This window comes from Achromobacter sp. Bel, assembly GCF_012928505.1.
Taxonomy (GTDB): Bacteria; Pseudomonadota; Gammaproteobacteria; order Burkholderiales; family Burkholderiaceae_B; genus Achromobacter.
In genome coordinates, this window is the sequence record NZ_JABBJN010000070.1 from 1 (window position 1) to 12,273 (window position 12,273).

General features: G+C 67.3%; 15 protein-coding genes. 8 read left to right on the forward strand and 7 right to left on the reverse strand.

Annotation, left to right across the window (positions count from 1 at the left end; genetic code table 11):
- Together HG262_RS27585 and fabI are read left to right on the forward strand one after the other, a co-directional pair.
- A partial coding sequence (locus tag HG262_RS27585) for a LysM peptidoglycan-binding domain-containing protein (protein WP_169274046.1) occupies positions 1-167 on the forward strand: 167 nt, incomplete at its 5' end.
- Between the two features lie 119 nt (positions 168-286).
- A complete protein-coding gene (gene fabI, locus HG262_RS27590; protein WP_006225936.1) occupies positions 287-1,072 on the forward strand; it encodes an enoyl-ACP reductase FabI in 786 nt (261 codons plus the stop codon).
- A 46-nt stretch (positions 1,073-1,118) separates the two neighbouring features.
- Here fabI and HG262_RS27595 read toward each other — a convergent pair whose 3' ends face one another.
- Positions 1,119-1,517 carry an OsmC family protein gene (locus HG262_RS27595; RefSeq protein WP_169274047.1) on the reverse strand — a complete coding sequence of 133 codons (399 nt, stop codon included), beginning with the start codon at positions 1,515-1,517 and terminating at the stop codon, positions 1,119-1,121.
- 159 nt (positions 1,518-1,676) lie between these two features.
- On the opposite strand from HG262_RS27595, the gene HG262_RS27600 reads away from it, so the two are divergent.
- Positions 1,677-2,369 carry a tellurite resistance TerB family protein gene (locus tag HG262_RS27600; RefSeq protein WP_169274048.1) on the forward strand — a complete coding sequence of 231 codons (693 nt, stop codon included), beginning with the start codon at positions 1,677-1,679 and terminating at the stop codon, positions 2,367-2,369.
- A gap of 23 nt (positions 2,370-2,392) precedes the next feature.
- Here the strand turns inward: HG262_RS27600 and HG262_RS27605 are convergent, their stop codons facing one another.
- The 3 genes from HG262_RS27605 to HG262_RS27615 form a co-directional block, all read right to left on the reverse strand.
- Positions 2,393-3,379 (reverse strand): tripartite tricarboxylate transporter substrate binding protein, encoded by a 987-nt coding sequence (locus HG262_RS27605; RefSeq protein ID WP_169274049.1) that lies wholly within the window; start codon positions 3,377-3,379, stop codon positions 2,393-2,395.
- A 78-nt stretch (positions 3,380-3,457) separates the two neighbouring features.
- Positions 3,458-4,342, reverse strand: coding sequence for a carboxylating nicotinate-nucleotide diphosphorylase (gene nadC / locus HG262_RS27610; RefSeq protein ID WP_169274050.1), 885 nt, complete (start codon positions 4,340-4,342; stop codon positions 3,458-3,460).
- Positions 4,343-4,424: 82 nt separating this feature from the next.
- Positions 4,425-5,354 carry a hypothetical protein gene (locus HG262_RS27615; RefSeq protein WP_169274051.1) on the reverse strand — a complete coding sequence of 310 codons (930 nt, stop codon included), beginning with the start codon at positions 5,352-5,354 and terminating at the stop codon, positions 4,425-4,427.
- Positions 5,355-5,571: 217 nt separating this feature from the next.
- Between HG262_RS27615 and HG262_RS27620 the strand changes: the two genes are divergently transcribed.
- Positions 5,572-5,802 carry a hypothetical protein gene (locus HG262_RS27620; RefSeq protein ID WP_169274052.1) on the forward strand — a complete coding sequence of 77 codons (231 nt, stop codon included), beginning with the start codon at positions 5,572-5,574 and terminating at the stop codon, positions 5,800-5,802.
- Between the two features lie 15 nt (positions 5,803-5,817).
- Here HG262_RS27620 and HG262_RS27625 read toward each other — a convergent pair whose 3' ends face one another.
- The gene (locus HG262_RS27625) at positions 5,818-6,756 is read right to left on the reverse strand and encodes a LysR family transcriptional regulator (protein ID WP_169274053.1); all 939 of its coding nucleotides are present in this window, start codon (positions 6,754-6,756) and stop codon (positions 5,818-5,820) included.
- Positions 6,757-6,896: 140 nt separating this feature from the next.
- Here HG262_RS27625 and HG262_RS27630 point away from each other — a divergent pair, with 140 nt between their 5' ends.
- Together HG262_RS27630 and HG262_RS27635 are read left to right on the forward strand one after the other, a co-directional pair.
- Positions 6,897-7,886 (forward strand): tripartite tricarboxylate transporter substrate binding protein, encoded by a 990-nt coding sequence (locus HG262_RS27630; RefSeq protein WP_169274054.1) that lies wholly within the window; start codon positions 6,897-6,899, stop codon positions 7,884-7,886.
- A gap of 67 nt (positions 7,887-7,953) precedes the next feature.
- Complete coding sequence (locus tag HG262_RS27635; protein WP_169274055.1) at positions 7,954-9,228, forward strand: hypothetical protein; 1,275 nt, start codon at positions 7,954-7,956, stop codon at positions 9,226-9,228.
- A 59-nt stretch (positions 9,229-9,287) separates the two neighbouring features.
- Here the strand turns inward: HG262_RS27635 and HG262_RS27640 are convergent, their stop codons facing one another.
- On the reverse strand, positions 9,288-9,953 hold the full coding sequence (locus HG262_RS27640) for a DsbA family oxidoreductase (protein ID WP_169274056.1): 666 nt from the start codon (positions 9,951-9,953) through the stop codon (positions 9,288-9,290).
- 10 nt (positions 9,954-9,963) lie between these two features.
- Entirely contained in the window at positions 9,964-10,299 is a 336-nt protein-coding gene (locus tag HG262_RS27645; protein WP_169274057.1) for an STAS domain-containing protein, read from the reverse strand.
- 201 nt (positions 10,300-10,500) lie between these two features.
- Here HG262_RS27645 and HG262_RS27650 point away from each other — a divergent pair, with 201 nt between their 5' ends.
- Together HG262_RS27650 and alr are read left to right on the forward strand one after the other, a co-directional pair.
- A complete protein-coding gene (locus HG262_RS27650) occupies positions 10,501-10,932 on the forward strand; it encodes an ATP-binding protein (protein ID WP_169274058.1) in 432 nt (143 codons plus the stop codon).
- 159 nt (positions 10,933-11,091) lie between these two features.
- A complete protein-coding gene (gene alr / locus HG262_RS27655; RefSeq protein WP_169274073.1) occupies positions 11,092-12,246 on the forward strand; it encodes an alanine racemase in 1,155 nt (384 codons plus the stop codon).
- Positions 12,247-12,273: the final 27 nt, after the last annotated feature.

Genomic DNA, 12,273 nt, shown 5'->3' on the forward strand with positions numbered 1-12,273 from the left:
GTCCGAACGTGCGCACGCACAAGGTCCGCCAGGGCGACACCCTGTTCTCGCTGGCCAAGCAGTACGGCACCTCGGTCGACGCACTGCGCGCGCTGAACAACCTGAAGGGCAGCGCCCTGAAGGTGGGCGCGCCGATACGCGTGCCGGGCACCAACGCCCGCGGCTGACCCCGGCCGCCGGACCCGACAGCACGGCGCCCCCTCGGGCGCCGTTTTTTCAAGTACGCGAAACCGCCGAAATCCTTAAAATAAGCGGTCTTCAGCAGGTAGGAATCAAAGGAAAAAACATGGGCTTTCTCGCCGGCAAGCGCATTCTCGTCACCGGGGTGCTTTCGAACCGATCCATCGCCTACGGCATTGCGCGCGCCTGTCACCAGCAAGGCGCCGAACTGGCGTTCACCTATGTGGGCGACCGCTTCAAAGACCGCGTAAGCGAATTCGCCGCCGAATTCGGCAGCAAGATCGTGCTGCCTTGCGACGTGGCCGAAGACAGCCAGATCGAAGGCGCCTTCACCGAGCTGGCCCAGCACTGGGACGGCCTGGACGGCCTGGTCCACTCCATCGGCTTCGCCCCGCGCGAAGCGATCGCCGGCAACTTCCTGGACGGCCTGTCGCGCGAAGGTTTCCGCATCGCCCACGACATCTCTGCCTACAGCTTCGCCGCCATGGCCAAGGCCGCGCTGCCGCTGATGGAAGGCCGCAACGCGTCGGTCCTGACCCTGACGTACCTGGGCGCCGAACGCGTCGTGCCCAACTACAACACGATGGGCCTGGCCAAGGCCTCGCTGGAAGCCAGCGTGCGCTACCTGGCCACGGCGCTGGGCCCGCGTGGCATCCGCGCCAACGGCATTTCGGCCGGCCCCATCAAGACCCTGGCCGCCAGCGGCATCAAGGACTTCTCGGCCATCCTGAAGTTCGTGGAAGCCCAGGCGCCGCTGCGCCGCAACGTCACCATCGACGACGTGGGCAACGTGGCCGCGTTCATGCTGTCCGACCTGGCTGCCGGCGTCACCGGCGAAATCACGCATGTGGACGCCGGCTTCTCGACCGTCGTCCCGGGCATGGAAGACTGACCTGCCTGCCAAGGCGGGGCAAGACGCCCCGCCCGGCCGGCCATGATCAGGCCGGCCGCACCACCAGCGTGGACACCTGCACGTCCACCGCCGTCATCAGCTTGTGGATCGGGCACTTCTCGGCCACCGCCAGCAATTCATCGATCTGGGCATCGGACAGCTCGCCGTGCAAGGTCAGCTTGGCTGTCAGCCGGTAGATACCCTTGCGTTCCTCGCCAGCGTCGCGCACCACTTCCACCCCCACCGACTCCAGCGGCAATTCCTTGCGCTGCGCATAGACCATCAGCGTCATCGCCTTGCAGCCGCCCAGCGCTGTGTCGAAATAGTCGTGCGGATCCGGGCCTTCGCCCTGGGGCTGCGGCATCGCCAGCGGCAAGTCGTGGCCTTCGGCCGTGGCGGTGAACTGCAGCGTGTTCGGCGCATTCTGACGGATGCGGATGCTCATGGGTCGGATCTCCTCTGGACGGGCGTTCCGGCGCGGACGCCCCATCCCCCCTTGTAGCATTTGCCGCGGCATCTGCTTACTGACGGAAACCTGAACTTATTGCGGTGCGGCCGGTCGGATATCCCTATCCGCATTCACGCACCGACAAAAGAGGGCCACATGAGCGCCAGACAACTTCTTGATCAATTGCTTCAATCGGGACAAGGCCTGCTTTCCGACGCCACCAGCCGCGTTCAAGGCGCGACGGGCGGCTCGGGCGGCGGCAAGGGTTCGTTCCTGACCGGACTGGGCGGCGGCGCGCTGGGCGCGGGCGCCCTGGGGCTGCTGATGGGCAGCAAGAAAGCCCGCAAGATCGGCGGCAAAGTCGCCATGTACGGCGGCATGGCGGCGCTTGGCGCGCTAGCCTACCGCGCCTATGGCGATTGGCAGCGCAACCAGGCAGGCGGCGCGCCGGCCACGCCGCCGCAGACGCTGGACCGCCTGCCCGCCCCCGAAGCCGAGCAGCACAGCACCGCCGTGCTGACCGCCATGATCGGCGCGGCCAAGTCGGACGGCCACATCGGCCCCGAAGAGCGCACCTTGCTGGAAACCGAACTGGCCAAGCTGTCGTCCGACGCCCAGGACCGCCGCTGGCTGGAAACCGAGCTGTCGCGCCCGCTCGACCCGGCGGCCGTGGCGCAATCGGCCAAGACGCCGGAAATGGCCGCCGAAATGTATTTGGCCAGCCTGCTCGTCGTGGACGAGGAAAGCTATATGGAACGCGCCTACCTGGACGAACTGGCGCGCCAGCTCAAGCTGGCCCCCGGGCTGAAGGAACAGCTGGAGCAGCACGCCAAGACAGCTGTCGCGTAACCGGCCCTGGGCGCCCTGCCGGCTCAGTCCGCCCGCAGTCCGATCGATTCGGTCAACGCCGTGTAGCGGTCGATATCGGCATTGATCATCTTCTGGAATTCGCGCGGCGTGCTGCTGGCCGGGGTGAAACCCTGTTCGCGCAGCGACGCCTGCACATCCGGACTGCGAACGATCTTCGACACCGCGGCGTTCAGCTTGTCGACCACCGCCGGCGGCGTGGCGGCCGGCGTCAGCAAGCCGTGCCACTGGTCCAGCGCATAGCCCGCGACGCCCTGCTCGGCCACGGTCGGCACGGTCGGCATCAGCGGAGAGCGCGCCGGCGACGTCACGGCCAATGCGCGCAGCTTGCCCGCGGCGATCAACGGCGCGGCGCTGGACGCCGTCACGACGCCCATGCCCACCTGCCCCGCGGTCACGTCGGTCAAGGCGGGGCCGCACCCCTTGTACGGCACGTGTTGCAACGCCGCGCCGGTGGCGCGGGCCAGCATCTCGCCCGCCAGATGCTGTGGCGTGCCATTGCCGCAAGAGGCAAACGGCAGCGGCTTGGCCGCCTGCGCCGCGGCCAGCGCGTCATCCAGTGTGTGCAGCGGCGAGGTCGACGGCACCACGAAAACGGACGGCACGAAGGCCACATTGATCACCGCCGAAAAGTCCCGTTTGGGTACGAATCCCAGGTTCCGGTAGACCCCGGGGTTGATCGCGAACGAGCTGTTCACCATCAGCAGCGTGTAGCCGTCGGGCGGCGCTTCGGCGACGATGCGAGCACCGATGTTGCCGCTGGCTCCCGGGCGGTTTTCCACCACCACCGGCTGGCCCAACTGCTCTTGCAGGCTGGCGCCGATGCGGCGCGCCAGCAGGTCGGTGCCGCCGCCCGGCGGAAACGTCACGACGATGGTAATGGGATGCGCGGGATAAGCCGCGTCGCCAGGGGCGTCGCCGGAAGGCGAGTTGCCGCACGCCGCCAGCGACAGAGCAAGCAGCGGGAGGGAAGATCGAAAGAAACGTTTCATGATGCGGGCCTATAAGCGCCGCGGCCGCGCCTGCCGGCGCGCCGTGTCGTAAGAAGCCGGCGAGGCCGGCGGAAGGACTCAGGCGTCCAGGCCGATGTCCAGCACCTTGGCGCTGTGGGTCAACCAGCCGACGGCGATCTGGTCGACGCCGGTCGCCGCCACCTCGGCGGCCGTTTCCGGCGTGATGCGGCCCGACGCTTCCGTGATGGCGCGGCCTCGCGCCATGGCGACGGCGCGCCGCAGGTCGTCCAGGCCCATGTTGTCCAGCAGCACCACGTCCACGCCCAGCGACAGCGCCACTTCCAACTGCGCCAGGGTGTCCACTTCGAGTTCGATCTTGACCATGTGGCCGACGCCGGCGCGAGCGCGCTGCACGGCCGTGGCCACATCGCCCGCCAGCGCGATGTGGTTGTCCTTGATCAGGACCGCATCATCCAAACCGAAGCGGTGATTGCTGCCTCCGCCCACGCGCACCGCGTACTTCTGCACGGCGCGCAGGCCCGGCATTGTCTTGCGCGTGCAGGTGACGCGGGCGCCATGGGCCGAGATGGCGCGGGCGATGGAAGCAGTCGCCGTGGCCACGCCGCTCAAGTGGCACAGGAAGTTCAGCGCCACGCGCTCGGCGGTAAGCATGGCGCGGGCGTTGCCGCGTATCCGGGCGATTTCCATGCCCGGCCGCAAATCGCTGCCGTCGGGCTGCGATACGGTGAACGCGATGGCCGGATCCATTGCGCGAAACGCCAGGCGCGCCAGGTCCAGTCCGGCCAGCACGCCTTCCTGCCGGGAGACCAGGCGGGTTTCGGCGACGGCGTCCGCCGGCACGATGGCGTCGGTGGTGAGATCGCCCGCGTGGCCCAGGTCTTCCAGCAAGGCCGCGCGCACCAGCGGCTCCAGCATGACGTCCGGCAAGGGGGGGACAGCCAGGCGGGAGGCGGTCACAGGCGCTTCGGCTTTAATGCTCATTTTGAGTATTTGTGAGTTAAAAAAAGGCGCGCAGAGATTGCGCACCACTTATGCTAAAGACGAGCATAAGCCTTGTCAAGCGTCAAAGCGCACGCGACAACGGCAATTTGCTGCCGGCGATTGCCCGCTCGAGCAGCACGTCGCGACGGAAGCGGAACAGCTTGGCCGGCCGGCCGGCGGTGCCGGTCGCCATCTCGCCCGTTTCCTCCACCAGCGCCTGCTGCTCGATCAGGCGGCGGAAATTCTGCTTGTGCAGCCCCCGGCCGGCCAGCGCTTCGACGGCCAACTGCAATTGCAGCAACGTGAATTGCGCCGGCATCAATTCGAACACCACGGGGCGGTACTTGATCTTGGCGCGCAGCCGGGCGATGCCCGTGGCCAGGATGCGGCGATGGTCATGCCGCATCGGTTCGCCCGGCAACACCGCGCGGCCGCCGCCGCGCCGCGCGGCTTCGGGCACCAGCCCCGCTTCGAACAGCAATTCGTAGCGTTGCAGCACCATATCTTCGTTCCAGGCGGCGCCTTCCAGCCCGAACGTGATGGCGGCGCGCTGATGGCGGCGCGCGCGCACGGCGGCATCGGCGCTGTCTTCGCACCAGGCGGCCAGCTGCGGCACGATCTGTTCTTCGACCAGCGCCGGCGTGCCGGCGCGGCGGTCTTCCCACGGGAAATAGCGGTACCAGTCCTGCCAGCCCACCTGCGCCACCCCGGTCTCTCCCGCCTCGCGGGTCAGGCCCAGATAGCTGACCGACATGACCCGCGCGCCGGACTCGTCGGAGCGGTCGCCGTCGGCGAAGGTGTAGAGCTGTTCCACATAGCCCAGCGGATGATGCGTTTGCGTTTCCACCCACGCGCGCAGGCCCGCCTGCAGCGACCGGTGGGACAGTTCAAACGGCCCGGCCGGCAAGGCCCGCGCATCGTCCGTCGTCAGCACGCGCGGTTCGCCATGGGTCACCGCGACAAGCACGGCGACGAGTTCGGCATGGACGGAGCGTTCGACGGATTCGGTCAAGTTGAGCGTGGGAGCAGGAAAAGGAAAAGGAGGACAGGCCGCGCGCGCAATCGGCGCACGCGCCGCGCGAACCGAATTATAAGGTTCCGTCCCTGCAACAGCCCCTTGCAAACGTGACAGCGCGATCCGCCGCAACGCCCGCACGGCGGCCTAAGATAAAACGTACATCCAGGCGCGTCGCCATCCTGGGACGCGCCGCTTACGCGGAGTCACCGACATGTTGAAGACCGCCCCTGAAACCGTCACCGAAAAGCCCGCCGCCAGCGAGGAAAAACCGCAAGCCATCGACCCCCGCAAAGGCACGGGCATCATGCCCATGCCGGACCAGAGCAAGGTGGTCGCCGGCATGCCGCGCCGCGGACGCGCGATCGAAGAGCCGGGCGACCCCGGCGTCATTACGCCCGAAGACGACGTGCTGGATACGTCTTACGAGAACCGCAAGGGCTAGGACCCAGCCCCCGGTTCATCCCGCCGGCCTCGACGTCCCAGCGTGGGGGCCGGTCTCAACGTCCCACGCCGCAAAACGCGCTTCCAGGATTTGGGCGAACGCCTCAGTCACGTCCGAGGGCGCGATCTGCGCCGGATACGCCATGCTGACCTGCACGGGCAGGCGCGGCGTGAACGGCCGTATCGCCAGCTGGCCGGAGAACACCCGCGCGATATAGGCGTTGACCACACCCACGCCGCTGCCGGCCGCGGCCAACGCGCAGATCGTCGACGAATAGGTGGTTTCGATTTCCCCCTGAGGCTGCACGGCGCGCGCCCGCATGGCACCGCGCAATTGCTGGTGCACGTCATCATCCGCATTCAACACCAGCAGCCGACGCGCGTTCAAGTCGCCGATATCGACCGATTCCTGCCGCGCCAGCGTGTGGTCAGGCCGCATGACGCACACCGCCGAACTGCGGTGTAACTGACGCAGCGACAGGTTCGCGTCGTCCAGCTCCGCCGTGGTGATGACCACGTCGTAAGTGCCGTGCAGCAGGCCTTCGCGCAGGTACTGGCTGCCGACGGTCTGCATGTTGATGTGCACATCGGGATACTGCTGCAGGAAGGCTTCCAGCGCAGCGGGCATCACGCCCAGGCCCAGCGCCGGCGTGCACGCCAGCCGCAGCACGCCGGTGCCGCTGCGGCGCATCGCCGCCACCCGGTCCTCGATGCGCTCCAGGCCCGCGAAGTGGCGCTTGACCGTATCGAACAGGTCCTTCGCCTCGCGCGTGGGACGCAGGCGCCCCCGCTCCAGATCGAACAGTGTCACGCCGCAAGCCTGCTGCGCCTGCGCCAGCAGGCGGCTGACGGACGGCTGCGTGGTGCGCAGCATCTGCGCGGCGCCCGTAGTGGTGCCGGTCAGCATCACGGCGCGAAAGGCTTCAATCTGGCGAAAGTTCAGGGGCCGGCTCATAGGCGCTTAATGTATAGCAATCTTGCATAGCCTATGACTAAAAAAGAATTTTTTCAAATACATGACCCCTCCTACACTCGGTTTTCCAAGGACGCCATCAGACGCGTCCGCCACGACATCGATCCGATAGGGGAAACACCATGAGTCCAAACCGTCCCTGGCGCCGTGCGCTACGCGCCCTGTGCCTCGCCCTGGCGGGCGCAGCACTGCCGCTGGCCGCCCACGCGCAAGCCAACTACCCCGACCGGCCGATCCGCATCGTCGTGCCCTTCACCGCCGGGGGCAGTTCCGACATTCAAGGCCGCCTGCTGGCCGAACACCTGGGCAAGCTGTATGGCCAATCCGTCGTCGTGGAAAACCGCCCTGGCGCGGGCGGCCACATCGGCGGCAAGTTCGTGGCGGACTCCGGGCCGGACGGCTACACCCTGCTGCTGGGCTCCATCGGCCTGCATGCCACCTATGGCGTGTACAAGTCGCTGAACTACCGGCCCGCCCAGGACTTGAAGCTGATCACCATCGTGGCCGAAATGCCCCACGTCGTGGTCGCTACGCCAGGGCTGCCGGCCAACACGCTGGCCGAACTCACCGCCCTGGCCCGTGCCAAACCGGAGACGATCCACTTCGGTTCGGCCGGCGTCGGTTCGTCCGTGCATATGGTGGGCGAGCTCTACAAGATGGCCGCGCAGGCCCCCATGGTCCACATTCCGTATCGCGGCAGCTCCGCCGCCACCAACGACCTGCTGGGCGGGCAGATCGAACTGCTCTTCGAGAACGTGCCCACGACCATCGGCTACATCCAGGCCAACAAGCTCAAGGCCCTGGCGATCACCGGCGCCACGCGTTCGCCCGCGCTGCCCGATGTGCCCACCGCCGCCGAAGCGGGGCTGCCGGGCCTGACGGTCACCTCCTGGACCACGCTGGCGGCCAGCCGCGACGTCCCGGACGCCCTGATCGAAAAGATCAGCGCCGACCTGCGCCGCGTGTATGCCGACCCGGCATTCCGCGCCGGGCTGGAGAAGCTGGGCATGACGCCCGTGGGCAATCGCCCCGACGAGGCCCGCGCGTTCGTCGAGCGCGAACGGGCACGCTGGAACAAGGTCATCGAAACCGAACATATCACCGCCGGCTGACGCCGGTGCGCGCCGGGCCACCGCCGCGCGCCTTTCCTGCTCCTCCCCTTCCCCACGACTGCCATCCATGAATCGCATGATCGCCACGCCCATCCCGTGCCACCGTTTAGGCGCGCGCCCGCACCACCACTTCTTCGGCTACTACAACAAGACCGTCTGGCACCGCGACGGCCGCTACGTGCTGGGCAACCGCACGCCGATGATGGACGCGGTGCTGACGCCGGCGCTACGCGCCGAGGTGGGCTACTTCGACCGCGAGGACGGCGACCGCTATCATGTGGTGGGCGCCACCACCGCCTGGAACTGGCAGATGGGCTGCCAACTGCAATGGCTGGATGGCGCGGCCTCGCCGCAACTGATCTACAACTGCCGAAGCGACGACGACAGCGGCTTCTATCCCGGCTTGCGCTCGGCGGTCCACGACGTGGTCAGCGGCCAAACGCGCTATCTGCCGCTACCCATCTACGTCGCCGCGCCGAACAGCCGCTACGCGCTGTGCGTGGACTACCGCAGGCTCTACATTACGCACCAGACCATTGGCTATAGCGACAATGCACCTGTCGAAGTCGCGCGTGCGCCGGCCGACGACGGCATCCACACGCTGGATCTGGCCACCGGCGCGCACCGGCTGCTGGTCAGCTATGCCGACCTGAGCAACTTCCACCCGCGCGCCTCGATGGAACGCGCCATCCACTGGGTCAGCCACATCGAAGTGAACCCGTCGTCGTCACGCATCCTGTTCCTGCATCGGTGGACCGAACGCGTGGAAGACGAGACGTGCTTCCTGCACCGGCTCATCACCATGAACGCGGACGGCAGCGACATGCGGCTGCTGGAGTGTTCCGATCATCCCCTGCCGCAACTGGCGGACGATTTCGATCCCACCGCCGTCGGCACCTTCGACTACGAGAAATCCGAATATCAGATTTCCCATCCGCTTTGGCGCGACGACCATTCCATCATCGTGTGGGGCCCGCATGCCGGCAGCATCCACTACCACCTGTACGAAGACGCGCCGAATGGCCGCGTGCAAATCGTGGGCAAAGACGTGTTGACGGAAAACGGGCACATGAGCTTCTCGCCCACCGATCCGCGCTGGCTGTTGAGCGACACCTATCCAGATGCCGCCACGCACGAACGCATCCTGTTCATCTACGACATGCAGACCGACCGGCGCCACGCGCTGGGCAGCTTCTACGCGGACCCGGGGCTATCCAAGGAGAACCGCTGCGACCTGCATCCGCGCTGGAGCCGCGACGGCACGCAGGTCTGCATCGACTCCGTGCATGAAGGCGAACGTCAGATGTACGTGCTGGACGTCGCGGCGATCGTCCATGCGTGACGCGGCGTGTGAGGGCGGGCCTGCGGTCGGCCCTCAAGCGACGACCAGCCGCCAGTTGGCTAGCTTTCCGCCGGCTTGCTCTCCCCGGCGACCTGGCGCAAGGCCTGCTCGAACGTGTCCGGCGGCTGCCCGCCCGACACCAGGTATTCGCCGTTGATGATCACCGAGGGCACCGACGTGATGCCAAGCTTGCGCCATTCTTCCTCTTCGGCGCGCACCTCGTCGGCATAACGGCCGGATGCCAGCACGTCGCGCGCGGCGGCCTCGTCCAGGCCGGCGTCGCGCACGGCATCTGCCAGCACGTCCGCGTTGCTGGTGTCGTGGTTCTGATAGTGATAGGTCTGCAGCAGGCTTTTCTTCAGCGCGATCTGCTGCGCCTGGCCTTGCAGGCCGGCCCAGTGGATCAGCCGATGCGCATCGAAAGTATTGAAGGACCGGTTGTCCTCGTCCATGCGCATGGGCATGCCGACGGCGGCGGCCCGCTCGCTGATGACCTTGCGGTTCGCCTGCACGCGCTCGCGGTCGTAGCCGTACTTCGCCATCAGGCGTTCGATGGTGTTCTGGCCGCCGGCGGGCATGTCGGGGTTCAATTCAAATGGCCGGAAATGCAGCTCGACGTCTACCGTGCCTTCCAGCCGGCGCATCGCTTCCAACAGCCCTCCCAGGCCCACCGCGCACCACGGGCAAGCGACGTCGGACACGAAATCGATCGTGATCTTGGCCATGGCTTGCCCCTTACGCGACTTTGGCCACGGCGTCCTGGCGCGAATCCACCACCGTCAGGATCGCCAGGAAACCGCTGATGTCGAAGACTTCGCGCACATGCGGCTGCATCTCGCACAGCACCAGCGCACCCGCGTTCTGCTTCAGGCGCTTGGCCAGGACCAGCACCACGCGCAAGCCCGCGCTGGAGATGTAGTTCAGATTGGCCAGATCCAGCACGAAACGGCTTTCGCCCTTTTCCACGTGCGCCAGCAGATCGGCTTCGATGCCGCCGGCGTTGGCGCTGTTGATCTGGCCTTCGGGCGAGACGACCAGCACTTCGCCGACTTTCTCTGTTGCGAGATTCATAGGGTTCCCGATAAATGACCGGCGCCCCGGTCCCTGCGCATGAGGGCGGCGGCGCGATGGCAAGATGATACGCGAGCCTTGCCCCGGCGCCCAAGGCCGGACATCGCCGCGCCGTCTTTGCGTCCGATCCCGGCAGTTCGCGCCGAGCCCGCAATCGTGCATACTTGCGCCTGCACGTGTACCACTGAACGCAAGGCGACCATGCCCCCTCAGCCCGATACGCTTGACCTCGTTCCGGACGCCCACGCCGTTGCCGGCGCCACGCAATGGCTGGAGGAAATCGCCGAACGCGACGCTTGGTCGCCGAAACTGAGTTTCGGCCTGACGCTGAGCCTGGACGAAGCGCTGACGAACATCGTGTCGTATGCCTTCGACGATCCGGCCAAGGCGGGATCGCCGCCTTCGGTCACGCTGATCTGCCATCAGGAAGCCGAGTGGGTAACGCTTGAAATTGTCGACAACGGCAGGCCGCACGATCCGACGAAAGTCCCGCCGCCCCCGCTGGCGGAATCGCTGGACGATGCGACGATCGGCGGCCATGGCGTGCGCCTGATGCTGCATTACCTGCAAGACCTGCGCTACGAACGCCGCGACGACAGGAATCGCCTGACGCTGGTCATCCGCGCCGCCTGACGGCCGGCCTCAACGCGCGGCCATCGCGCGCCGCGCCGCCACCGGCAAGCACATCCTATCGATCCCCTATACTCGATAGACAGAAAGTACCGAACAAAATCGGCGCAGTTGTCACTCATGCATAGACTTCGCGCCGTTTCGCGCGAAGGCCCCGTGAAGATGCCGCCCGTGAACGCCCCCTACCATCCAGAAGGATTGCTCAGCCGCCCCCTGCACGCCCGCGTCGACGCGGACGCCGTAGCCCACAACCTTGCGCGCCTGCGCGCGAGCTTGCCCGGCGGCGCGAACGCGCCAAGGCTGTGGGCCACGGTGAAAGCCGACGCCTATGGCCACGGCCTGGCGCGCATCCTGCCCGCGCTGCAAGGTGCCGATGGGCTGGCGGTGCTGCACCTGGACGAGGCGCGCGCCTGCCGCCGGATGGGCTGGAGCGGTCCGCTCCTGGTCTACGGCGGGCTGTATTCGCCGGCCGACGCGCTGTTGCTGGATACGCCGGGATTGCATCTGGTCATCACCCACGCGGCACAGCTGGACTGGCTGGCGCATGCGCCAGCTGCCGCGCGCCCCGCCGTGTGGCTGCGGTTTGCCGGCGATATCCACCACACCGGCTTTTCCGCCGAGGATTACCGTTCCGCGCACCAGGCGGCGCAAGCGCTGTCGGCGCGCGGCCTGATCGGCGAAGTAGGACATCTGAACCACTACGCCCGCGCCGACGAACACGATGGCGCAAGCCGCGCCGACGCGTGGTTCCGTGACGTCATCGCCGGCTTGCCGGGGCCGGTGTCCACCAGCAATTCCGCGGCGCTGCTGCGCCACACCGCCATGGCGGCCGAGACACAATGGGTGCGCCCGGGCCTGGCGCTCTACGGCGCAAGCCCCTTCACCGACCGGAGCGCGGCACAGTTGGACTTGCGGCCGGCGATGTCGCTGCATTCGCAGATCGTGGGCGTGCAGCGCGTGCAGGCGGGCGCTGGCGTAGGTTATAGCGGCGCCTACCAGGTACCCGCCGCGATGGACGTGGGCATCGTCACGTGCGGCTACGCCGACGGTTATCCGCGGCACGCGCCGACGGGCACGCCCGTGATCGTCGACGGCGTGCGCACGCGTCTGCTGGGCCGCGTATCGATGGACATGATGGCGGTGGACCTGGGCCCCGTGCCGCACGCGGGCATCGGCTCGCCAGTCACGCTATGGGGAACCGCCGCGTTGCCGGTGGAGGAAGTCGCGGCGTCCGCCGGGACCATCGCCGCGGAGTTGCTGACGGGCCTGAGCGCACGCGTGCCCGTCGCATCCGCCGGCCTGGGGCGCGCGCCGTAGATGGCGCGGGGCCGTCAGGACAAGACG